The 23873-nt window shown below is 59.9% G+C and carries 19 protein-coding genes; 12 read left to right on the forward strand and 7 right to left on the reverse strand.

The window, feature by feature from the left end:
* Positions 1-50: 50 nt before the first annotated feature.
* Both ACYQ54_RS13465 and ACYQ54_RS13470 read left to right on the forward strand, forming a co-directional pair.
* Entirely contained in the window at positions 51-1004 is a 954-nt protein-coding gene (locus tag ACYQ54_RS13465; protein WP_460083067.1) for an AraC family transcriptional regulator, read from the forward strand.
* 109 nt (positions 1005-1113) lie between these two features.
* Entirely contained in the window at positions 1114-1401 is a 288-nt protein-coding gene (locus ACYQ54_RS13470) for a putative quinol monooxygenase (protein WP_460083068.1), read from the forward strand.
* On the opposite strand, the gene ACYQ54_RS13475 is transcribed toward ACYQ54_RS13470, so the two are convergent.
* The 4 genes from ACYQ54_RS13475 to ACYQ54_RS13490 all read right to left on the reverse strand — a co-directional run bounded on the left by ACYQ54_RS13475 (position 1398) and on the right by ACYQ54_RS13490 (position 8943).
* A complete protein-coding gene (locus tag ACYQ54_RS13475) occupies positions 1398-2522 on the reverse strand; it encodes an AI-2E family transporter (protein ID WP_460083069.1) in 1125 nt (374 codons plus the stop codon). The genes ACYQ54_RS13470 and ACYQ54_RS13475 overlap by 4 nt on opposite strands.
* 196 nt (positions 2523-2718) lie before the next feature.
* A complete protein-coding gene (locus ACYQ54_RS13480) occupies positions 2719-3501 on the reverse strand; it encodes a TIGR02186 family protein (protein WP_460083070.1) in 783 nt (260 codons plus the stop codon).
* The gene (locus ACYQ54_RS13485) at positions 3498-4427 is read right to left on the reverse strand and encodes a sulfite exporter TauE/SafE family protein (RefSeq protein WP_460083071.1); all 930 of its coding nucleotides are present in this window, start codon (positions 4425-4427) and stop codon (positions 3498-3500) included. Before ACYQ54_RS13485 ends, ACYQ54_RS13480 begins: the two co-directional genes overlap by 4 nt.
* Before the next feature lie 394 nt (positions 4428-4821).
* Positions 4822-8943 carry a peptidoglycan-binding protein gene (locus ACYQ54_RS13490; RefSeq protein WP_460083073.1) on the reverse strand — a complete coding sequence of 1374 codons (4122 nt, stop codon included), beginning with the start codon at positions 8941-8943 and terminating at the stop codon, positions 4822-4824.
* Positions 8944-9365: 422 nt separating this feature from the next.
* On the opposite strand from ACYQ54_RS13490, the gene ACYQ54_RS13495 reads away from it, so the two are divergent.
* The 9 genes from ACYQ54_RS13495 to ACYQ54_RS13535 all read left to right on the forward strand — a co-directional run bounded on the left by ACYQ54_RS13495 (position 9366) and on the right by ACYQ54_RS13535 (position 19865).
* A complete protein-coding gene (locus tag ACYQ54_RS13495) occupies positions 9366-9827 on the forward strand; it encodes a MerR family transcriptional regulator (RefSeq protein WP_148584879.1) in 462 nt (153 codons plus the stop codon).
* Positions 9828-10159: 332 nt separating this feature from the next.
* Positions 10160-11956, forward strand: a complete 1797-nt coding sequence (locus ACYQ54_RS13500; RefSeq protein WP_460083076.1) for an acyl-CoA dehydrogenase C-terminal domain-containing protein — start codon at positions 10160-10162, stop codon at positions 11954-11956.
* A gap of 104 nt (positions 11957-12060) precedes the next feature.
* Complete coding sequence (locus ACYQ54_RS13505) at positions 12061-12699, forward strand: glutathione S-transferase family protein (protein ID WP_460083079.1); 639 nt, start codon at positions 12061-12063, stop codon at positions 12697-12699.
* 27 nt (positions 12700-12726) lie between these two features.
* Positions 12727-13935: an acetyl-CoA C-acetyltransferase gene (locus tag ACYQ54_RS13510; protein ID WP_460083081.1), complete on the forward strand. Its 1209-nt coding sequence runs from the start codon at positions 12727-12729 to the stop codon at positions 13933-13935.
* Between the two features lie 2 nt (positions 13936-13937).
* Positions 13938-14321 carry a cupin domain-containing protein gene (locus ACYQ54_RS13515; protein WP_460083083.1) on the forward strand — a complete coding sequence of 128 codons (384 nt, stop codon included), beginning with the start codon at positions 13938-13940 and terminating at the stop codon, positions 14319-14321.
* Between the two features lie 18 nt (positions 14322-14339).
* Positions 14340-16550: a 3-hydroxyacyl-CoA dehydrogenase NAD-binding domain-containing protein gene (locus ACYQ54_RS13520; protein ID WP_460083085.1), complete on the forward strand. Its 2211-nt coding sequence runs from the start codon at positions 14340-14342 to the stop codon at positions 16548-16550.
* 155 nt (positions 16551-16705) lie between these two features.
* Positions 16706-17863 carry an AraC family transcriptional regulator gene (locus ACYQ54_RS13525; RefSeq protein ID WP_460083088.1) on the forward strand — a complete coding sequence of 386 codons (1158 nt, stop codon included), beginning with the start codon at positions 16706-16708 and terminating at the stop codon, positions 17861-17863.
* 527 nt (positions 17864-18390) lie between these two features.
* The gene (locus ACYQ54_RS13530; RefSeq protein WP_460083090.1) at positions 18391-18666 is read left to right on the forward strand and encodes a DUF6460 domain-containing protein; all 276 of its coding nucleotides are present in this window, start codon (positions 18391-18393) and stop codon (positions 18664-18666) included.
* Between the two features lie 122 nt (positions 18667-18788).
* Positions 18789-19865: a hypothetical protein gene (locus ACYQ54_RS13535; RefSeq protein WP_460083093.1), complete on the forward strand. Its 1077-nt coding sequence runs from the start codon at positions 18789-18791 to the stop codon at positions 19863-19865.
* Between the two features lie 9 nt (positions 19866-19874).
* On the opposite strand, the gene ACYQ54_RS13540 is transcribed toward ACYQ54_RS13535, so the two are convergent.
* Complete coding sequence (locus ACYQ54_RS13540; protein ID WP_460083095.1) at positions 19875-20822, reverse strand: histone deacetylase family protein; 948 nt, start codon at positions 20820-20822, stop codon at positions 19875-19877.
* Between the two features lie 196 nt (positions 20823-21018).
* On the opposite strand from ACYQ54_RS13540, the gene ACYQ54_RS13545 reads away from it, so the two are divergent.
* Positions 21019-22371, forward strand: a complete 1353-nt coding sequence (locus tag ACYQ54_RS13545; protein WP_460083097.1) for an MATE family efflux transporter — start codon at positions 21019-21021, stop codon at positions 22369-22371.
* 12 nt (positions 22372-22383) lie between these two features.
* Here the strand turns inward: ACYQ54_RS13545 and ACYQ54_RS13550 are convergent, their stop codons facing one another.
* Together ACYQ54_RS13550 and ACYQ54_RS13555 are read right to left on the reverse strand one after the other, a co-directional pair.
* On the reverse strand, positions 22384-23478 hold the full coding sequence (locus ACYQ54_RS13550) for a quinone-dependent dihydroorotate dehydrogenase (protein WP_460083100.1): 1095 nt from the start codon (positions 23476-23478) through the stop codon (positions 22384-22386).
* The gene (locus ACYQ54_RS13555) at positions 23475-23819 is read right to left on the reverse strand and encodes a DUF952 domain-containing protein (protein WP_460083103.1); all 345 of its coding nucleotides are present in this window, start codon (positions 23817-23819) and stop codon (positions 23475-23477) included. Before ACYQ54_RS13555 ends, ACYQ54_RS13550 begins: the two co-directional genes overlap by 4 nt.
* Positions 23820-23873: the final 54 nt, after the last annotated feature.

A 23873-nucleotide genomic window follows, 5' to 3' on the forward strand; every position in this document is an offset into this window, starting at 1 on the left:
CTTCTCTGGCAGTGCTTGTGCAAATGCCTTCCTTTGGCTAAGCCAGAGTGATGCTGACGACCTCTCCCCCGCAAATCTCCAGCTCCGGCAGGACGGAACACGCCTCACCGGCTTTTGACGAACTGGCCCACGCCGTTCGGACGTTTGCGACAGCAGAAGGCGTCACCCTCTCCCCGATCGCCACTGTCTGGGCGCTGCGTCTTTCGGAAAATATTCCCTACCACCGTGGCCGGAACCGGGGCTTGTCGATTGCCGTCGCCGTGTCCGGACGAAAGAGCGTCTCCTTGGGAGACAGCGAGATCGTCAACGACCGCGGCCATGTGATCGCGTTTCACGGCGACACTGCTTACAGCGCCGTTGTCGAGGGGTCTTCGGCCGAACCGTATCTGGCCCTCAAGCTGCAATTGCCACCGGATCTTATCGCGCAAACGCTGGTCCGTCTTGCCGAAACCGATGCCGATGTGCCCCGCGCAGCCAATAACACAGTGATCTCCTGCGAACCGCTGGATGACGCCCTCGCCGGTCCTTTGTTGCGCCTGATGGCCTCATTTCAGGATCCGGCGGACTGCCATCTTCTGGCACCGCTGTGCCTGCAGGAAATCTGTTACCGCATTCTCCGATCCGATGCCTTCAGCGTGCTGCGAACCTTGGTCAGCGCGACGGATGAAAGGCTGGTGAAGGCATTGCGCTATATCGAGACCCATGCGGAACGACCGGATCTGACGGTTGCGGAGATCGCCAGCGAGGTTGCAATGAGCCCCTCTCATTTTGCGCATGGATTTACTGCCCTGTTCGCTCAAGCGCCGCTTCAATACCGCAAGCAGATACGCCTCGACCGGGCTCGCCAGCATCTTCTGATGTCAGACACCAGCGTGGCGCGTGCGGCCGAGATCGCCGGTTATGCCAGCACGTCTCACTTCACACGCGAGTTCAAGTCCGCTTTCGGCATGGCACCGCGTCAATATGCGGACGCTCTGAACAAACCCGTCAAGCACGACACCTGAACCTTTCCGCAGGATCAGGCAGGCGTTCAGCAGGAACGGATCTGTCGCTGTCTCCTCGCCCGCCTTATCCCGACACGGCAATACACAGCCAACGCGGAAGGGACCATTCATGGCCATCAAAGTTGTCGTACACTTCAAGGCACTCAAGGACCGGCAAGGCGCATTTGAAACCATCATGCGATCCGTCGCGACCGATCTTCCGGGCGTAGCCGGATGTCAGGGCGTCGAGGTTCTGAGACATGAGGAGGATGCATGCCGGTTTACACTGGTCGAAACCTGGCAGAGCGAGGCAATCCACAAGGCGCATATTGACGGACTGGTTGCCGAGGGAACCTGGGCCACGATTGCGGGCCATCTCGCAGAAGATCCTGAGAGCGGATATTTCCGGGCGCTCTAGGGTGTGGCCGCCTCATCAGGCGGCCGCTTCTCGCCTGCCTTCACCCATGCAATGACCAGTTCATAGAATACCGCAAGGATAACCGGGCCGAGAAACAGACCGATCAGGCCATAAGCGATAGTGCCACCGAGCACGCCGATCAGGATCACCAGCATCGGCACATCGAGGCCTCTGGACATCAGGATCGGCCGCAAGACATTGTCGATGAGCATCACCGGCACCATCAGCACGGTGAACAGGAGCGCCGGCACCAGATCCCAGGAGCTCCACGCCCAGATGATGGTTGGAATAATCACCAGCGCGGGACCGATCTGAACGATACACAGGATCAGGGCCACGAAGGTCAGGACACCGGCAAGCGGCACGGAAAACACGATCAATACGGTGCCTGTCAGCAGACCCTGGACAACGGCGACACCGACGACACCACGCGAGACATTGCGGATGGTAGCGCCGGCCAGATCGACAAATTCAGATCCTCGCGGAGCGATGATCCGGTCGGCAAACATCTTGATGCCTTTCGCGAGGGCAGGCGCTGGAACAAACAGGCAGCCTGACAGAACGATGGAGACAACGAAGAACAGAACGCTGCCACTCAACGATGCCAGAACCCCGAGGATGCGGCTGCCGGCAGGCACAAGTGTCGGTCCAACCTTGGCAAACACCTGTTCCAGACCCTGGCCGGCAAGATGCCAGATACCCGAAATCTTTGCGCCGATGACTGGCAAACCGGCAAGTTTCTCCGGCAACGGCGGCAGCTTGAGCACGCCGTTGGCAACGCCGTGGTACCATCCCTGAAGCGTGTCGACGAGACTGACGACCAGCACGGCCACGGGGCCGATGACGATCGCCAGGCAGCAGAGCGTGATCAGGACCGCGGCCAGGACATTGCGTCCGCCGAGCTTGGCCGAGAGCCAGTCGAAGACAGGATAGAGCGCAACGGTCAGCACCACCGCCCAGACCAGAAACAGAAAGAACGGCGCCACGAGCTGAAGCGAGAAATATGCAAAAAGCCCCAGAACGCCCAGACGAATGGCGACGTCGATGACCTTTGCATCCAGTGTCGGGTCCGGTTTCACAACTGTTTCCACCCGTGGTGTGGATGAGGGTACTTCTGTCATATCCGCCTGCCCTAACAGTCTGAAAAATCTGCAGACTCGAGAATAGCGGCGGTGGCGGCAATCGCCAGCGGAAAGTGCGCGGATCTGCGGTTTCCATCGACAGCACACGGAGGTGCCCACAGACAACAAAAGTGGTGCCTGAACGACGTAACCCGTCCAGGCGGAAGCCGACAGCCATCCGCTTTGAGCGGTTGCCCTAATCCTTGCGGAAGATCACGCCGGCAAGCCAACCGGTAAAAATGGCCAGGGAGACGGCAAGAAGGCCATAGAAGAAGGGGTAGGTCTGGGCCAATTCGAAAGTGACCTGTTCGAAGCCGCTTTTGGCGACCGCCAGCGTCTGCTCCGTCCGGGCCACCACCTCGCCATGGAAGAAGAGGAAGCTTTTCACCTTGTAGTCGCCCACCGGGATGTTGGCCGGCAGGGGAATATTGGTTCTGAACATCGTGTCGGTCAGAAAGGTGATCGAGGTTTGCTGTTCCGAGTAAAGACCCATCTGCTCCCGCAGCCGGACGAAGGCGCGGCGAAAATCATCCCTGTCGGACAGCGCTACATTGGAAACGCCCGAGACAGCCAGGTTGATGTGGTTGAGCCCGATGCCAAGATCGTCAAGAACCGTGCGGTCCGCAAGGTTGCCGATATTGATGGTGCTGGCGACGGCATAGTAGGAAGGAACGTGCTGAAACCGCTCGGCTTCCCGGTTCACCCAAACACCCAGAAACCGGCCCTTGCGCCGCGTGGTGATGTCCTGTGGCGGGCCCTCGACAACGATCGCAAGTTCATATCCGCTCGGGTCGTTGGGCTGGCGCTCGATATTGCTGGCCTGGCCGAAAATGACGATTTCAGTGCCTGTGAAATTCGACTGGATTGAAATCAGATCCGACGACAGGGACGTCACCAGTTCCTGGCCGGGCCGGCTCTGGGCAGCTGCGCCCGTTGCCAGACCAAGGACAATCGACAGAAGCAGGATCAGACGGCTCATGCCCCCGCTCCCTTCCGGATCGCGATGGAATAGAAGTCGTCCGGTGTCAGCAGGAGATCGACTGCAAAGCGCAAGCCGACAGCCAGCACGAGCAGGGCCAGCAGCAGGCGCAATTGATCGCCGCGCAGGTTCTGCCCCATGCGTGCCCCGAACTGGGCGCCGATAACACCGCCGACCATCAGTGTCATGGCCAGAACGATATCGACTGTCTTGGTGCCCATGGAATGGAACACGGTGGCGGCTGCCATCGTGAACAGGATCTGGAACAGGGAAGTACCGATCACGATGCTGGTGGGCACACGCAGCAGATAGATCAGCGCCGGAACCATCATGAAGCCGCCGCCGATACCAAGGATGGTGCCGAGAAAACCAATGATCGCGCCGAGCCCGACAACCGGAATGACACTGACATAAAGCTTGGAACGGCGGAAACGCACCTTGAGCGGCAGGCCGTGGATCCAGTTATGTTGGCCGGGTTTTCGCGCTTTCGGCGCAACGCCGGACTTGCGCCGACGGATGGCGCGAATGGATTCGAACAGCATCAGGCCGCCGATGGCGCCGAGGAACGTCACATAGGACAGCGAAATCACGACATCCAGCTGTCCGATGGACTGCAGAACCTCGAACAATATGACACCGACAAGCGACCCCATGACACCGCCGCAAAGCAGGATCGTGCCAAGCTTCAAGTCGATGGCCTTTCGGCGCCAGTAGGTGACTACCGCCGATGATGACGAGGCCACGACCTGGGTCGTGACAGTGGCCACAGAGACCGCAGGAGGAATGCCCGAGAAGATCAGAAGAGGTGTCAGCAGGAAGCCACCGCCGATACCGAACAGCCCCGAGAGAAACCCCACGGCGCCGCCCATGCCGAATATCACGAAGATATTCACCGGAATCTCGGCTATGGGCAGGTATAATTGCACGGGATCAACCGGAAAACTGCAGAAAAGACTGCGTAAAGATTACGATGAAATGGTTAAAGACCTGTACCCTCCGGCATGTCAACCAACCAGCGGACCGGTTTGGTTCGCTTCGCCGATTTTAGACCAGTTCCGGGCGGATTTCGACAAATCCGTTGCGAATATATCCCGCCATCAGATCCACCTCTTCCAACACCGCCTTTTGGCTCACGGCTCCAACATTTGACGGTCGTCTGGACGGTCCTGGCTTGGCGAGGATCCAAGGCCAACTGCAATTGCAATGCTGCCAGCCCGCCATGCAAAACGCCCAACCGGGCAGTCAGCCTGGTTGGGCGTTTTTTCTTTCTGCAAATCGGCAAAACTCACGCCATTTCCGCTGGCTCAGCGAATGACTGGCCTAGATCGCCTGGCTTTTCAGTTCGTCCAGCAGACGGCGGTCCACTTCTCCGGTTTCCGGCATTCCGAGGCTGCGCTGGAAAGCGCGGATTGCACTGCGCGTGCGCGGCCCCATCTGACCGTCCGGCGTACCGGTGTCAAAGCCGAGATAGTTCAGCTTGTCCTGGGCTTCCTTGACCATGGCCGTGTTGTCGGGAGCCTGGATCGATGCCTTTTCCGCCGGCAGCGAGGCGCTGTCCACCCAACCCGGTTCCATCGTCACCTTGTTGGCTGCCGCGTTCGGTGTCTTCAGTTTGAAGTTCTCGACTGCAAGCCGGGCATTGGCCAGGGTTTCCTGATCCATCATGTTGGCAACGTCGTCGCGGCGCTTGGCAGCTTCCGGATCGCCTTGATCGGCCGCGATCGCGAACCACTTGTAGCTGGCGACCAGATCCTTATCGACACCGATACCACCGGCATAGAGGATGCCCAGATTGAACAGGCTGTCCTTGACGCCGTAATTGGCAGCTTCCTCGAACCATTTTGCAGCAGCGGCATAATCAGGCTGGTCTCCGCCACCTTCCGCAAACAGAACCGCGAGATTGTGCATGGCCTTCGCGTTGCCGGCTTCTGCTGCCTTGGAATACCAGGCCTTGGCTTTCGGCAAATCCTTGTCGACGCCGCGGCCTTTCTCGTAAAGGCTTGCGAGCCTGTACTGCGCCGGAGCCAGGCCCTTGTCGGCCGCTTTCTGATACCAGACCGCCGCCTTGGACAGATCCGCCGGTACACCACTGCCTTCGGTGTATTTCACACCCACGAGGAACTCGGCAGCCGCATTGCCGCTGGCAGCCGCGCTGCGCAGAGCCATTGGACCGACGCCTTCAGGCGGCAGGTTGGCAAGAAGACTTGCAGGAGCGCCAGCTTCGCTTGCCGGCTGGAAACCGGATACAGTGCCTTCACCCGCTTCACCGAAGCTGCTGGCAACGCCCGCAGGCGGTGCAAAGGCGAGTTCGGTTTCAGGAGCAAGAGGCCCGGAAGCAGACGCGGCCTGAACGCTATTGCTTTCTGTCACCGGCGCCGACAGGTTCGGAGCGGACTGTGCTGTCCCGGTTGGAGCTGAGGAAGCAACCGCCACAGCCGGTGCTTCCGGCGTCATTGCGTCACCGGCCTCTTCCGGCAGAGCGCTGCCAGGTCCGGCGTCTCCCGATCCGACACCCCGGCTTTCGGCAAGGGCAACCTCGCTCGCAACTTCAGCCTCCGGCAGAAACTCGGACTGTGCCGGGCCGGCATCGGCCATTTCCGGCGCTGGAATGGCTTCGACGGTTTCCGGCGTGTTGGCGGCAAGCTGATCGGCCTCTTCCGGACCACCGGTCGCCAGGCGGAAGACCTGCAGGGTTCCGATCAACAGGACAACGGCGGCGGCAGTATAGAGGATGGCGCGGCGACGGCCGCTGGAGGACTGCGGGGCTTCCGGTGCCGGGCGGTCGCCCGGCAGAACAGTCGAATCCTGGGTTTCGAACGCCTGGTCGGCAACGTCCTCGGCATTCAGCTCCAGATCTTCGACTGGTTCGACCTTGTCTTCTTTTGCGGCAGACTTGTCGCGCTTGAGAACGTTCCGAAGCCAGCCGACGCGCGCCTTGCCACGTTCTTCATCGGCCTCTTCCGGCTCCTCATTCACCTTCTGCCGTTTTTCCAGCTGGGCGGCTTCTGCAGAGGCTGCCTGTGCGGCACGGCGGGCTGCCGCAATGAAGTCGGCCTTACGGTCACGCGTCCGGTCGTCCGCACGCGGTGCCTGAGCGGCATCGTTCGGCAGTTGTCCGTCTTCCGGTTTCCTGGACTGGGGAGCCTTGGAGAACAGCGGAGCAGGTTCATCGACCTTGATCGGCGAGAAGCCGGCAGCCGATGCTGACGGTGCATCGCCGAACTGTTCGGCACGTTCCAGGTTGTCCAGGCGCTCGGTCAGGGATCCGAGAACCGATTTGACACCGTCAAAAGTGTTCCGGGTCCGCTCGTCGCTGCCTTCAGCGGCATCGAGCAACCGCTTCAGATCGGACTGAAGCTCCGTGATGGCCTGGTCATACTGGCCGCTTTTCGCTGCCGGTGCGCTTTCAATGGCTTCCCTGGCAGCTTCACGGGCGATCCCCGCAACGTCGGAACGGGTTTGTTCCAGACCTTTTTCGATCCGCTCCAGAAACGGCGAGAACTGCTCGATGCTGAATGCCCGGGACGATGTGCTTTCGATCTGCTCCGCGAGCGCGGCAACCTTGGCACCCAGTTGCTCGAAGCGGCTGTCGTCGGTGACTTCAGCTCCCTTCGACACGATCTGTGCCAGATCGGCGATCCGTTGCTCCAGAGCTTCGGTCGAAGCAGGTGCGGAAACGCTGGCGCGCATGGACCCGATTTCCGCTCGAAGCTTGTCGAGATCGGATGTGGTGACCGTGTCCTTCGGCTGGTCCAGGCGCGTTGTAAGGTCGTTCAAACGTTCCTGCAGCTGGGAAAGGAATTTGGTGTCCGGGGTCGTGCCCCCGGCCCGCATGGCTGCCGCATCCAGAACGGGCACTGGGCGCGCCGACTTCTTTTCGATGGCGTCAATCTTGCCGGAAATCAGCTCCAGGCGCTCTTCCAGCGCTGCGAAGGCTCCCGTGTCCGCAGAAGGCAGCGGACCGGCCTGCTCCATCCGCTCGAGGCGGTCGACGATATCATTGAGACGCCGGTCGACCTGACCCAGTTGCTGGGTATCGACCGGAGCTGCGCGGTCGTCGGCCATCATGCCGACAATGTCTTCAAGCCGTCCCTGCAGCCTGGAAATCGTTTCCGGCTCGGGCATGCGCTGTTCCATGGCGGACAGGCGGCTGTCCAGACCACGCTGTTCGCGTGCCAGCACTTCCAGATCGTCCAGACGGCTGGACACGAATTTCATCCGGTCGTCGATGCCCTCGACAAGGCCCTTGATGTCGATCTGCTCGACGAAGCCGCGTACTTCACGCAACTCTGCCCGGAGCGGTTCGATTTCGGCATGCCCCTTGCGTTGCAGCAGCTCTTCCATGCGCTCGGCAATGCTGACGACCCGGTCTTCCAGCACGATCATGTGCTCGGAACGCGGCAGAGCGGCGAAGGCGTCCTCAATTTCGTTGAGACGAGCCGTCACGCCGCTCAGGACACGGGGGTCGACCGAGGCTCGGGACAGTTCGTCGAGGCGTTGCAGAATGTGGGCATAACCATGCTCGAGGGTCTGCAAGGCCCCTTCCACATTCGTGCGGCCAACCATGTCTTTCAGATCCGCGACTTCCTTGCGGATATCACGGGCAAGCTGATCGTTCTTCTTGTCGGCGCGCAGACGCTCGACCATGTCGGACAGGCGGCGCAGTTCGGCGTTCTGCCGGTTCACCGTCTCATTGGTGCCACGTGACAGGCCGCCAAGCGCCTCGCGCAACGAGCCAAGTTCGTCGCGCACCTGGTTGAAGGCCTGTTCCTGAGGCGCTCTCAGGGCGTCGATACGGCGGCCAAGATCCTTGTAGATATGCATGGACGCATCGCTTCTGCCGCGGACGTCCCGGTCACGCTGGCGGACCGGCTGCGCGGCATAGTCAGCCGCGTAGGCGTCGTCCTCGTCATAATAGGGATCTTCGGCCGGCAGATTGTCGATTGCGTATCTGCCAGGACGCGGCCGCGATTTCGATGCGGAGCGAAGCGGCTCATCCCGATAGTCCGAGTGATGCGCCTGGCGATAATCTTCCCTCGGGTCCGGTCTTGCCAGTCCCTGAACCTGTTCGTCCAGACGGTCCAGTGCCCCCATGACTTCATCAATGCCCGGTTCCCTGCGCGGTGCTCTGCCGTGCGAAACAGGCTGGCGCGGCTCGGGCCGGCGTGGCTCGGGTCTGCGGGGTTCGGAACTGCGTGGTTCCGGCCGGTGGGCCTCGGTCTGGTCGGCCAGCAACCGGTCCAGTTCGTCGGCCACGGCGTCCAGATCATCGTCCCGCTCCTCGGAGGGATAACGGTCGTGTCCGCCGAGCGCCGTTGCAGTGCGCGTCAACCGTTCGATCCGGTTTCGCGCCGGCTCGCGGCGTGGTGCATCGTAAAAGTCGTCGCCTTCATACGCATCACGGCCGCGGCGTCCTGCCTCGTTTTTCTTCCAAGCCGGCATCTCTTGACCCTGGGCTGACGGTCATTCAGACCGCTGATGGAGCAGGCTGCACCAAGTTTCCGTCGGGGACGGGACAGGCGCAGCGTTTTGAAAGACTTTGGCGTTTTAGGGTAAACAGGCCGTTAATTGGGCTTGCTAAATGCGAAAACCGACTGTTTTCGAATGAAAATCCGCTGTTCACAGGATCAGGGTGACGCGAATCGGCAAACGCTGCGTTAACGAATTTTCTGCCTGTGACCTTCCGTGACTGGACCTTAACGCAAACGTAAGCTAAACAGTGCGCAAGAAACCGGCTGAGCCACTGTGCACACAACCGCATCGCCTGCGAACGCAACGGAGATCATGTCTTCGGCGCGGGTTTCGAAAACTGCATAACATCAACGATGAGCCGGACAACGGCTGGAAAACGAGAACAAACTGCTATGAGCGAAGCTCTTTCGATCCTTAATGAAGACGATCTTGTGGACGTCGTGTCCGCAACCGACGACAGCACCAAGAAAACCCAGTTCACCATCGGCGACCTGGCGAAAGAATTCGATTGCACTCTGCGTACGCTGCGCTTTTACGAAGACAAGGGTTTGCTCAACCCGAAGCGTGACGGCCTGAACCGAGTGTACAACCGTCGCGACCGCGCCCGCCTGAAGCTGGTGCTGATGGGCAAACGCGTCGGCTTTTCCCTGTCGGAAATCCGCGACATGCTCGATCTCTACGACCTGCGCGACGGTCAGGTGACCCAACTGCGCGTCGCCCTGTCCAAGTTCAACGAGCAGATCGCCGTTCTGGAAGATCAGCGCAAAGACATCGAACAGGCCATCGAGGAACTGTCGCGCACCGTCGAGATCGTCTCCGGCATGCTGAAGCACAAGGAAGCGGAAGAGGCATAAGCCCTCCCCTTTCAGCTACAGAGTTTTTTGAAACCGCCGGCGGCAACGCCGGCGGTTTTCGTTTGTGGAACCGCCACTTCACACGTATTGCGGGAAGCTACGCTATTTTCCAAAACTGGCGAATGTCGTCAAAAATACGCCTCCACAACACGAATTCGTGTCCCTGACCTGCGGGAATCATTCCCATCAGCATGTTTTAGGCGTATTTTTTTGCCACCCCTTCCGTTGGGATACCACTTGCCGACAAAAAACATACCGCGTATACAGGCCTCAAGGTGACGTTTACGGAAACGTAAGGTCCAAACATAACCGGCAAATCTGGGAGGATTTCCATGCCGAGCTATACCGCTCCCGTCGATGACACGCTTTTCCTGCTGAAGGACGTATTCGGATACGACCGCTATTCCAACCTGCCGGGCTTTGCCGATGCGCCGCTCGATCTGGTGGAAGCGATCCTGCGCGAAGGGGGCAAGTTCGCGGAAGAAGTTCTCCAGCCGTTGAACCAGACGGGCGACAGCGAAGGCTGCACGCGCAATGACGACGGCACCGTCACCACACCAAAAGGATTTCTGAAAGCCTACAAGGCCTTTTGCGAAAACGGCTGGGGCACGCTGTCGGCAGACCCGGAGTATGGCGGACAGGGCTTGCCGCACACGCTGACCACCGTCTTCAACGAATTTGCCTCATCCGCAAACATGGCCTTCTCCATGTATCCGGGCCTGACCGCGGGCGCCGTTGCCGCCCTGACCATCCACGGCACCGACGAGCAGAAACAGAAATATCTTCCCAACATGATCGCCGGTACCTGGACCGGCACCATGAATCTGACGGAACCCCATTGCGGAACGGATCTCGGCCTCATCCGCACCAAGGCGGTGCCGCAGACCGACGGCTCCTACAAGATTACCGGCACCAAGATATTCATCTCCGCCGGTCAGCACGACATGGCGGACAATATCATCCATCTGGTGCTGGCCCGCATTGAAGGCGCACCGGAAGGAACCAAGGGCATTTCCCTGTTTGTCGTGCCGCGCAACGCGATCGGCGACGATGGTTCGGTCGGTGACAACAACGGCGTTTCCTGCGGCTCCATCGAGCACAAGATGGGCATTCATGGCAACGCGACCTGCGTCATGAACTACGACGATGCCACCGGGTGGCTGGTCGGCGAGGAGAACAAGGGCCTGCGCGCCATGTTCACCATGATGAACGAAGCCCGCCTTGGCGTTGCCGTACAGGGCCTTTCCCAGTCGGAAGTCGCCTATCAGAATGCCGCCACCTATGCCAAGGACCGCATTCAGGGCCGTTCGCTCACCGGACCGAAAAGCCCGGACAAGCCTGCCGACCCGATCATCGTGCATCCGGACGTGCGCCGCACCTTGATGCAAATTCGCTCCTTCAACGAAGCCGCCCGGGCCCTTGTCATCTGGACCGCGCTCCACGGCGATGTCTCGCACCGCTCCGACGACGAGAAGTCCAAGCAGTTCTCCGACGACATGATGGGCCTGATGACCCCGGTGCTGAAAGGCGTTCTGACCGACACCGGCTTCGCCAATGCGGTCAATGCCCAGCAACTTTACGGCGGACATGGGTACATCGGCGAATGGGGCATGGAACAGTTCGTTCGCGATGCCCGTATCGCCATGATCTATGAAGGCGCCAACGGCATCCAGGCCCTGGACCTCGTCGGCCGCAAGCTGCCGGCGAACGGTGGCCGCGCGGTCATGAGTTTCTTCAACGAGGTCAATACCTTCCTGAAGGACAACAAGGACGATGAAGCCCTTGCCGCCTTCACCGGTCCGCTGAAGAAAGGCATGGACGATCTTCAGGCCGCGACCATGTGGTTCATGAACAACGCGATGAAGAACCCGGACAATGCCGGTGCGGGTTCTGTCGACTACATGCACCTCTTCGGTCTTGTCGCCCTTGGCTACATGTGGGCAAAGATCGCCAAGACCATTCAGGAAAAGATCGCCGATAGTGCCGGCGACAAGGCAGACTGGCTGGAAACCAAACTCACCTTCGGCCGTTTTTTCATGGAACGCACCCTTCCGGAAACGGCCGCGCACCTCGCCCGGATTTCCTCCGGCTCCGAAACCATGATGTCGGTTGCCGCGGACGCCTTTTGAGGCGTCCGGGGACTGGCTTGCTGATGGCGGAAATTTGAGCCCGCAAATCGAAACCGGCGGCTATAGTCGCGTTCCAATTTGATTTGCGAGGGGATTTTCAAGTTATGGCTGAATACGTTCTTCACTGCATGGCCCAGTCGGGGCACTCCTACAAGGTGGCCCTGATGCTGGAACTTTGCGGCGCCGACTGGAAGCCGGAATGGGTCGACTTCTTCAACGGGGCGACCCGTACGGACGAATTCAGGGACACGCTGAACGAAATGGGAGAAGTCCCCGTGCTCGTTCACGGAGACGACATCCTGACCCAGTCCGCCGTCATCATGGACGACCTGTCCGAGAAATTCGGTGCCTTCGGCTGGGAAAATGACGAAGAACGGCGGGAGATCCTGCGCTGGACAATCTTCGACAACCAGAAGGTTTCCGGCTTGCTCGGCCCGCTGCGGTTCCTGCGCACACTGATGAAGACCGGCGAAACGGACGTCGTCAAATGGCTCGACGGACGTTCGAAATCTGCTCTTGCCATCCTGGACAAGCATTTTGCCAAGAACGAGTTCGCCATTGGCAAGAAGCCGACCAGCGCGGATTTCTCGCTGTGCAGCTACCTCTTTTACGAAGGTGAGCTCGGGATCGATCTCGACGCTTATCCGAATGTCACCAAGTGGCTGGGGCGGATCAAGGCTCTGCCCGGCTGGAAACATCCTTACGACCTCATGCCCGGTCATCCCTTGCCGGACAAGACCTGAGGCGAATCCGATCTAGAGGAGGATCTGATGCCCGAAGCCTATATTTACGACCACGTGCGCACCCCGCGCGGACGCGGCAAGAAGGACGGTTCGCTGCACGAAGTGCCGGCCGTCCGCCTTGCGGCCACCGCGCTGGAGGCGATCCGCGACCGGAACGGTCTCGACACGACCCGGGTGGACGATGTTGTCCTGGGCTGCGTCGACCCTGTTGGGGAAGCCGGTGGCGACATTGCCCGTGCGGCGGTGTTTGCGGCCGGTTACGACAAATCGGTTCCGGGCATGCAGATCAACCGTTTCTGCGCGTCCGGTCTTGATGCGGTCAACATGGCTTCGGCCCAGGTCATGGCAGGCCAGCACAAGCTGGTTATCGCCGGCGGCGTGGAGAGCATGAGCCGTGTCGGTCTTGGCGCCTCCGGTGGTGCCTGGCCGATCGAGCCGCAAGTGGCCATTCCCTCCTATTTCATGCCTCAGGGCGTGTCGGCCGACCTGATTGCCACCAAATACGGCTTCTCGCGCGATGACTGCGATGCCTATGCAGTGGAAAGCCAGAAGCGTGCCGGCAAGTCCTGGGACGAGGGCCGCTTTGCCAAATCGGTGGTGCCGGTGAAGGACGTCAACGGCATCACCATCCTGGCCCGCGATGAGCACATGCGGCCGGAAACCGACATGCAGTCGCTTGCCTCGCTCAACCCCTCCTTCGAGATGATGGGCAACATGGGCGGCTTCGACGCGGTCGGTATTCAGGCTCATCCGGAAATCGAAAAGATCACCCACGTCCACCACGCGGGCAATTCGTCCGGCATTGTTGACGGGGCTGCCGCGGTCCTGATCGGTTCCAGCACCGCAGGCCGCTCCTCCGGCCTGAAGCCCCGCGCACGCATCAAGGCGTTCGCCAACATCGGGTCCGAACCGGCCCTGATGCTGACCGGCCCGGTGGATGTCACCGAAAAGCTTCTGAAAAACGCCAAGATGGACATCAGGGACATCGATCTCATCGAGATCAACGAGGCCTTTGCCTCGGTCGTTCTGCGCTACCAGCAGGCCTTCGATCTCGACATGGCAAAGGTCAACGTCAATGGCGGTGCGATTGCCATGGGCCATCCGCTGGGAGCTACCGGCGCCATGATCCTCGGCACCGTGCTCGACGAACTGGAGCGCCGCGATCTCAACACCGCCCTCGTTACGCTGTGTATCGGCGCGGGCATGGGCACGGCGACCATCATCGAGCGGGTCTGACCATGATCAGCAACATCGACAGGGAGTTCGCCCAGATCACCGACTATTGGTCTCCGCGTGTGGTGGCCGATGTCAACGCTCAGAGCGTCAAGATTGCGAAGCTGAAGGGCGAGTTCGTCTGGCACGACCACCAGGACGAAGACGAGCTGTTCTTCATCGTCAAGGGCAGTCTGACGATCCGTTACCGCGACCGGGACGACGTTGTTCTGAACGCCGGCGACATGCATGTCGTGCCCAAGGGTGTCGAGCACAATCCGCTCGCCGAAGACGAATGCTGGGTGATGCTGTTCGAACCCGCAGAGACCAAACACACCGGCGACGTTGTCGTCGACGGCACGAAGACGGCTGCGCAACAGCGCGCCCATCTGCAGTCGACCGGCGTCTGACCCGAGGAGGACCATCAAATGAGCTACAAGAATTTCACCGTTGAAACCGATGAGGACGGTTTTGCCCTGATCACCTGGGACATGCCGGAGAAATCGATGAACGTCATCGATCTGTCGGTCATGGACGAGCTGGATGCGATTGTCGATCAGGTTGCCGGAGACGAGGCTATCAAGGGCGCGGTGATCGCGTCCGGCAAATCCGCCTTTTCCGGAGGTGCCGACCTGACCATGCTGGAAGGCCTTCTGAAGGACTTCCACATCAAGCGCGGCAACGACGCGGAAGCGGCTGCCAAGGCGTTGTTCGAAGGATCACGCAAGCTGTCTCAGGTCTACCGGAAGCTGGAAACCTGCGGCAAACCCTTCGTGGCGGCGGTTGCCGGCACCTGCATGGGCGGCGGCACGGAGCTGGCGCTGGCCTGCCATGGCCGGGTTGTCGATGAGGGTCTGAAAATGGGTCTGCCGGAAGTCAAGGTTGGCCTCTTCCCGGGCGCCGGTGGCACGCAGCGCGTCATGCGCATGACCGACGGCCAGCAGGGCATGCAATTCCTGCTGCAGGGTCGCACGCTGCGGGCCCCGCAGGCCAAGCAGATGAAACTGGTGGATGAGGTCGCGCCGACCAGGAAACTGATCGCCGCTGCCAAGAAGATGCTGAAAGCCGGTCTCGACCCCGTGAAGGACTGGGACAAGAAGGGCTACAAGCTACCGAACGGCAAGGTCTATTCACCGGCCGGCTTCCAGTTCTGGCCGGCTGCCAACGCCATCTATCGCCGCGAGACCTATGACAACTATCCGGGCGCCCGCTACCTGCTTCGTTCCGTCGTCGAAGGTCTGCAGTTGCCGATGGATCTCGCCCTTCAGGTGGAAAGCCGCTACTTCGCCAAGGTGCTGCAAACCCCGGAAGCAGCCAACATGATCCGCTCTCTGTTCGTCTCCATGCAGGAGCTGAACAAGCTGGCCCGCCGCCCGGTGGACCAGCGGCCCAACAAGATCCGCAAGATCGGTATTCTGGGTGCCGGGTTCATGGGCGCCGGCATTGCCTATGTCACGGCACAGGCAGGGATCGACGTCGTCCTGATCGACCGCAGCCAGGAGGCCGCCGACAAGGGCAAGGCCCATTCCGAAGAGCTGATCACCAAGGCCATCAAGCGTGGCCGGGCAAGCGAGGAGCAGAAGGAAAAGCTGCTGTCGAAGATCACCGCGACCGTCGATTACGAGGCCCTTGCCGATTGCGATCTTGTGATCGAAGCCGTGTTCGAGGACCGCGAGATCAAGAAAGCCGTGACGGAGCAGGCCGAGGCAGTGATGAAGTCCCGCGCCATCTACGCTTCCAACACCTCGACGCTGCCGATCACCTCCCTGGCGCAGGCATCCAAGCGGCCGAAGAACTTCATAGGCATTCACTTCTTCTCGCCTGTCGACAAGATGATGCTGGTGGAAGTGATCCTCGGCAAACGCACGTCCGACCGCGCGCTTGCCATGGCCCTTGACTATATCAAGGCCATCAAGAAGACCCCGATCGTCGTCAATGACAGCCGTGGCTTCTACACCTCGCGCGTTGTCATGACCTATATCCGCGAAGGGCTGATGATGCTGGCGGACGGTGTTCCGGCTGCCATGATCGAAAATGCCGGAAAGATGGCCGGCATGCCTGTCGGACCGCTGTCGCTCGGCGACGAGGTTGCGCTGGATCTTGCCTGGAAGATCGTGTCCGCCACCCGGAAGGACCTCGGCGTCAAATATGTCGAAGGCCCGCTCGACAACATTCTGGAAGAGATGGTCGTCAAGCAGGAGCGCTTCGGCCGCAAGAACGGCAAGGGCTTCTACGACTACAAAGGCAAGGACAAGAGCCTGTGGCCCGGCATTCCGGAAGTGACGGGACAGCCGAAACCCGCCGAGAGCTTCAACATCGAAGAGCTCAAACAGCGGCTTCTGGTGATGCAGGCACTCGAAACCGCCCGCATCTTCGAGGAGAAGTGCCTGACGGATGTGCGTGAAGCCGATGTCGGTTCGATCCTTGGCTTCGGCTTTGCTCCCTACACCGGAGGCACACTCAGCTACATCGACATGATGGGGACACCTGCCTTCGTCGACTTGTGCAAGAAGTTCACTCGCAAATGGGGACCGCGCTTCAAGCCCAACAAGCTGCTCAAGGACATGGCCAAGGAAAACGAAACCTTCTATGGCAAGTTTCCGCCAAAGACGGAAGCCAAGGTCCAGGACGCCGCCTGATCACGATCCGATGCCGCTCCCTGACCGGAGCGGCATCGCCACATTGGGCCGATGGAGCCCGTCCTTTGTTAGCATTTTACGACAAAACTTGATCCTGCATGACTTGTCATGCACAGTTCTGCCTCGAATACGGCATGGGCAGGCTGGAGAAACGAATGCCGCTTGAAGGCGAATGGGCGCGCTCCGATGTCTTCCGCGTTTTGCGCGACATCTGTTCGAAGGCCGATCTGGACTGGCCACATATGGCCAGGGTCTACGACTTCGATCTCGGCACTCTGGACGATCCACAGGGCACGGTTCCGATTCCAGCCTGGCACGCCGTTTTTGAGCATGTTGCCGATGCTCTGGACGACGACGCCGCCTTGTTCGATATTTTCAACACCATCGACATCGGCTGTTTTTCCATCTTCGACTATCTGTTTGCCTGTGCCCCGTCGCTCAGGGAAGCCTGTCAGGCCTGGGTCAGGTTCAGCCCGATCAGGACCAACGCCTACCGGTTGATATTCGAGGAGGACGAGACTGGCGGCTATGTCGAATGGCCCATTCTGGAAGGACGCGGGGAATGGCGGCAGAACATGTTTGCGCGCATTGGCTGGGCAACCCAGCAGATTGAACACGCGCTTGACATGAAGGTGCCTCCGATCCTGATCGAGCTTGCAACGGCGCAGCCACGGTGCACTTCCAACTTTCAGAAAAAATATCAGGGCCGGATCAAATTCGGTGCGTCGCGCAACAGGATTTCCTTCCCGCGCTCGCTGCTCTCCCGTCGCCTCCAGCGCCATGATGCCCATCTTTACGAGATCATTCTCACATCCGCCAACGCGGAACTGAAGAGGTTCGGCCAGCAGGAATCACCCCTGTCGCGGATTGCCAATGAAGTCGCCGCCAACCTGTCGACCGGTGCCTGCACCTTGCCGCAGATCTCCTCCAAACTCGGCATGTCCCAGCGCGCGGTTCAACGGCTTCTGGAAAAGGAAGGCACCAGCTTCCGCCAGCTCAGCGAAGAGATCCGACGATCTGCCGCCGAACGATATCTTCTGGGAACGGATCTCCCGATGAAGGAGATCGCCTATCTCCTGGGCTTTTCGGAACTGAGCACGTTTTCAAGGGCCGTCAAGACTTGGTTCGGCATCTCGCCCAAGAAGGTCCGGGACGCGCCACGCTCCAGACCTCGCTCTGCAAATCTGTCGGCGCCACGGCGAGAGCAACCGGACAGGCGGCCCCAGGGAGCAGCAGCCTCCTCCACGTCCCGGAAATCCTCAGCCGCGAAGCAAGATCACGGCAAGCCTCTCATGAAGGGCCAGTTCAACTGAAAAACCGGTTTATTTGGAGAATTGCGGCACGGTGGCGAATTCGGGCTTACACCACCGTGCCAGAGAACGTTTCATTTGCCGGTGATATCGTCGAGGCTTTTCGACAGACACCACCAATGCCGCCGCCGGCTGTCCATTCAATACCTTGAATGACAGGTCAGGTCGATGGCGGCTGGCCCATCCCGCAATGTGCGCGCCTTATCTGCCAGTCCAGCATCAAGGCTGGTCCGGCGGCTGTCTTTCACCGCAGGTAGAGGAAGGCAGATCGCAAGCGGGTGTGGGTGGTCGCAAACGATCAAGATGCACATTCCTGAAAGTTTGATACGCTACCCCTGCTCCGGTGTCATTGGCAGGAAACGAACAGAACTTAACGAATTACGGCACCAGGTTTATTTAATAAGAAAATTTATGAACCGCCCCGGAACCGTCCAGAAGACCTGCCATGATTTTCTGGCCTCATTGTAATCGGCTCCGAATATTCCTAACTTCTGGCCAGGATTGCCACCAACGTCATGCAGGAGACCCATATGTCCGACACCGGCCTGAGCCGTTTTCTTGGAGGCTCGCCAGCCCAGGTGCTTTTGCGGCTTGTGTTTCTGTCGTTCGTTGTCGGCATTATCCTGTCCGCGTTGAACCTAGACCCGCTTGACCTTGTCACCATGGCAATCGATTTTGTCGAACGGCTCTGGAACATGGGCTTCAACGCACTCGGACGCCTGGGCAAGTACCTGGTGATCGGCGCAATGGTTGTCGTCCCGATCTGGCTGGTTACACGTATCCTCTCCATGGGACGCGACCGCTAGGGGCAGCTTAACGCTCCGTCCTGCCTTGAGCGTACACGCAACCTCAACGCGAAAATTAACGCTTTCTTAATCATGATTAACCGACACTGGCGGGGCCTCCCCGAGCCTGGAAGGGCCCCCCCATGTCTGCCATCGCAACGTCGAAATTCTCCGCCCCCTTTCAAGCCAACTCGCGCTCTAGCACTCTTGCGAGCAATCGCACGGGTTCGCTCGCGACCGCGCAAACCCTGACAACCTTCCTGGGTGCCAGCGGCTCCGCGGACGCCGAGGACAAGGCAAAATCCCTGTTCGAGACCTACAAGGACTCCGTTGAGCTCAACAACAGCCTTTCCCGGTCAGTGGAAGCCAACAAGGATGCGTTGCGCAGCCAGAAGATCAACAAGGCCAAGGAGCGTATCGAACGGCTCAAGGAAATGCTTCGGTTCGCAACGCCGGAGCAGGCCAAGCGGCTGCTCAAGGAGCTGAAACAGATCTCCAAGGAGTTCAAATCCGCTTCACAGGACCTGAAATCGGCAGGACAGAGCCTGAGCGGTGGGCTATCGGGGCCAAGCGCTCTTGCGGGTATGTCAAACGTCACCGGCGCGGCAGCCGTCACCGCAGGCGCGGGACTGCAAGTTGCCGGGACGCAGGCACCGGTTACGGCCATGGACGCGACCACAAGCATTTCCCAGGCGAACGTGACAGCCCCCGCATCCGAAGCAGACGCAGCGTCTCTGGCTTCGGAAAACCAGGTCACAGACGCCAGCCCGACAGGTCAAGACCAAGCAGGCCAAAGTCAAAACGGTGAGGAAAAGGATGGCACCTCCCCTGAGGAGCAAGGGTCCAAGAGCTGGCAGGAAGACCTCAAGGCAGCCATTCTCACCTACACGGAGCGGCAACAGGAAACGGACATAGCCCATGCCGCAAGCCGCAGGTCGGGGCTTCAGGGCGACAAGGAAGCCCTTGCCAAGATTGCAGCCGACATCAAGTCGCTTGCTGCACAGATCGAACGTCTGCTCAAGCGTGACAACCGCGAGTCCAAAAAAGACCTGAAAGATGTCCGCGACGACCTGAAGGACGGCATCAAGGCACTGAGGGACTCAAACTTCAGCGCACAACCGGAAACACCTTCGACCGTTGCCACTGGCAGTACGGACGCTGTTTCAGTGGCAAACGTTTCCGCAAATGTTTCCGTACAGATATCGGATATCGTGGTTTGACACCTTGCACTAGCGTGCCGACAGTTCTTGATCCGCCGCAGACGACGCCTCCTCCACCAGCACTGCCCTCGCTGTTCGATGCAGCGTGAGATGACGGTCGGCCAGTTCATCGATGTCCGTTGAATAGCCTCCGCCCAGAACGCCGGCCAGCGACACCCCCGCTCTTCTCACCGTTTCGATGACATAGCGGTCACGCCGGCGCAGACCATCACGGGACAGCGACAGCCTGCCGAGACGGTCGCCCGAATAGGGATCGACACCAGCATTGAAGAAGACGATGTCCCAAGGCCCCTGGCTCAGAAGGTCTGGCAGCACCTCCTCCAGAACAGCAAGATAGACTTCGTCTCCCGTGCCATCGGCAAGGCCAATGTCGAGATGAGAGGGAACCTTGCGCACCGGGTAGTTCTTTTCCGAATGAAGCGAGAACGCGAAGACATCCGGATCACCTTGAAAAATATCCGCGGTACCGTCTCCCTGGTGGACATCCAGGTCGATCACCAATGCCTTTCTAATGGCCCCGTCCGCCTGCAACACCTTGATGGCAACAGCAACGTCGTTGAAGACGCAGAACCCAGCCCCATGTGCCCGCCGGGCGTGATGACTTCCTCCGGCGGTGTTGCAGGCAATACCGTGCTCCAGTGCAAGATATCCCGTCAGCACGGTCCCACCCGTTGCACAGCGTGCGCGAAGGGCAATGTCTTCGCGCATCGGAAACCCGATTTCCCGCGCCACTTTGTCCGGAACACGCGCGTTGAAGACCTGATCCACATAGGCAGGCTCATGCGCCAGCGCGACCCACTCGAAAGGGGCTGGACGAGGCCTGAAGAAGGGGCTGGTCCCCAACAGACCTTCCTGCCGTATCAGCGAGGCGACGGCACGAAACTTGTCCATCGGGAACCGGTGATTGGCGGGAAGATCGGCGCAATAGGCCGGATGGTGAACGATTGGCAGGGTCATCTGTGCGCAATATAAGGCGCCTTCGGCGTCGCGGGCACCCCTTGAGCACCCGATGCAAGTCCTATTTTTCGGACCACCAGTGCATCGACTGCCACTCCCTGGGCAGCCGCCAAAACGAATACCGGGTATGTGCGGAAAAGAATTGACGCGCCGAGGCCGGGCGGCCATGAAGGCCTCCTCTCGAAGCGAGCCATCGATGCCCCAACTTTCAGCAACCGTCGACCGGCCAAAGCTGGCCTTTGCGGTGACACACCGTTCCGTTCTGGCCATCGCCATTCCGATGACGCTGGCCTATCTGTCAACGCCCCTGCTTGGCATTGTCGACATGGCGGTGATTGGCCGCCTGGGAAACCCGGCCTTGCTGGGCGGCATCGCCATTGGCGGCATCATTTTCGATCTGGTGTTCACGACCTTCAATTTTCTGCGATCCGGCACGACGGGGCTGACGGCGCAGGCCTTCGGCGCGCAGAACGAGGAAGAAGTCAGGGCGACCTTGCTCCGCGCCTTCGTGATTGCGGCCATTGGTGGTCTAATGGTGATCCTGCTGCAGAGCCCCTTGCGGGAAACCGGACTGTGGTTCCTGGGTGGCAGTGCGGATGTGCAGGCCGCCACGAGCCGCTACTTCGATATCCGCGTTTACAGCGCCCCTTTTCTGCTTGCCAACTACGCCATGCTCGGCTGGTTCATCGGCCTCGGACGTGCGGGAACCGGGCTGGTGCTTCAGCTTGTTCTGAACGGGCTCAATATCGGCCTCAGCGTCTGGTTCGTCATCGGCTTGGACTGGAGCGTGGAAGGTGTTGCGCTGGCAACTGTCCTGAGCGAAATCGCGGCTACGGCACTTGGCATCTGCCTGGTGGTTTTCACCACCGGCAAAAAGTCCTGGCCGGCATTGCAGGTGATCTTCGACCGCCGGCTTCTGCTCCGCATGATGGCTGTCAACCGGGACATCATGATCCGCTCCTTCACCCTTCTGTTCGCCTTCGCATTCTTCACGGCACGCTCGGCGGACCAGGGTGACATCGTCCTTGCAGCAAACGCGCTGCTTGAGAAGTTCATCATGCTGGCGGCGTTTTTTCTGGATGGCCTTGCAACTGCAGCAGAGCAGCTTGCCGGCCGAGCTGTCGGCGCAAGATACCGGCCGGCCTTCGACCGTGCACTGAAACTGACGGCACTTTGGAGTTTTGCCCTGGCGGGGATCCTGTCGACCCTGTTCTGGCTTTTCGGTCAGTACATGATCGATTTCATGACGACAGCCGAAGACGTCCGACAAGTGACAGCAACCTATCTTGTCTGGGCCATTCTGACACCCGTGTTCGGCGTACTGGCCTTCCAGATGGATGGTGTCTTTATCGGCGCCACCTGGTCATCAACCATGCGCAACATGATGCTGCTGTCGCTGGCCGTCTATCTGGCAGCCTATTACCTGCTGTTTCCGGTCTTCGGCAATCACGGCCTTTGGCTGGCCTTCCTGCTCTTTTTCGGAACGCGCGGCCTGACGCTGCTGGCCGCCTGCAGAAAGCGGGCGGCGGAGACGTTCGGCAGTGCCTGAGTGCAACTGTGTCTAGGCCGTTTCCGCCGCCCAGGCGTCCACATTGGCGTCACGGGCTTCGCGCAAAGATGCAATCCCGTGCTGATCCAGTTTTGCGGACAGACCGGCCAGAATCTCGTCAATCAACCCGGCGCCCTTGAATACAAGGGCGGAATAGAGTTGCAGCAAGTCCGCACCCGCGGTGATCTTCGTCCAGGCGGTTTCCGCGCTGTCGATACCGCCAACACCAATGATCGGCAGGTCCGGTCCGGCAAGTTTCCGGGCCCGTGCCAGCATGATGGTCGATTTGCGGAACAGGGGCTTGCCGGACAAGCCGCCGGTTTCCTGTGCCGGTCCCCTACCGCTTAGGCCTTCCCGCCCGATTGTCGTATTGGACACGATCAGGCCATCGACATTCTTGGCAAGCACTTCCTCGACAATATCCTGAAGGTCCTCATCAGCCACGTCCGGTGCGATCTTCAAAAGCACAGGAACGGGGCGCCCGAGCGTCTGCGTGCACTCGTCCCGCGCAGTGATAACGGCAGTCAGCAAGTCCGCCAGCGCGGACCGGGCCTGCAGGTCACGCAATCCCGGTGTGTTCGGGGAGGAGATATTGACCGTAAAATACGATGCCATATCGGCAAAAGCGTTGATGCCGGCAACGTAGTCGGCAATCCGGTCGGAAGCATCCTTGTTGGCGCCGACATTGATGCCGACGATTCCCGTCAACCGACGCCGGGCTTCCAGCCGCTGACGCAATGCTGCATGGCCTTCATTGTTGAAGCCATAGCGATTGATCACACCTTCATCGGCGGGCAGCCGAAACACACGCGGCCGCGGATTGCCGGGCTGGGGTCTGGGTGTAACCGACCCGGCTTCCGTATATCCGAACCCTAGTTTCAGCAGGGCATCTGGCACTTCACCGTTCTTGTCGAAGCCAGCCGCCATGCCGAGCGGGTTGGGAAAGGTCAGATCCCAGAGCTTCACGGCAAGACGCGGATCGGACACCTTCCTGCGCGGCGGCATCAGTCCGGATTTCAGAGCGAGAATGGTTGCACGGTGCGCGGTTTCGGCGTCCAGGCACTGAAGCCCCTTCAGTGCCGCGTTCTCAAGGAAGGGCGGTATCATCGACCCAGCTCCGGAAAGTCATGTGACCCGTCCGGCGCGAGCGGCAGATCCTTCACCCAGAGCGCGGTCAATGGATCCAGCGTGTCGAAGAGATGCGGAAAAAGAGCGCCGCCCCGGGAGGTCTCCCATTTCAGTTTCTCGCCAAAACCGTCCGCATCGAAGGCTGCCAGCAGCAGATCCCGCTGACCTGCAAAATGCTTTGCTGCCGTCTCCCGGACCTGATCTTCGGCGGAAAAATGAATGAACCCGTCCTGAAGATCCACCGGCGCACCCTTGAAGACACCTTCGGCGGTTGCTTCCTGCCACATGGATTTCGGAACGATCTTAAATATCAGTGTCATCTGCCCGCTTTGCCTCTTGCCAGGGACTGCATGGCAGGCAAAGGCCCGGCACAT

The sequence above is a fragment of the Roseibium sp. LAB1 genome (assembly GCF_054658235.1).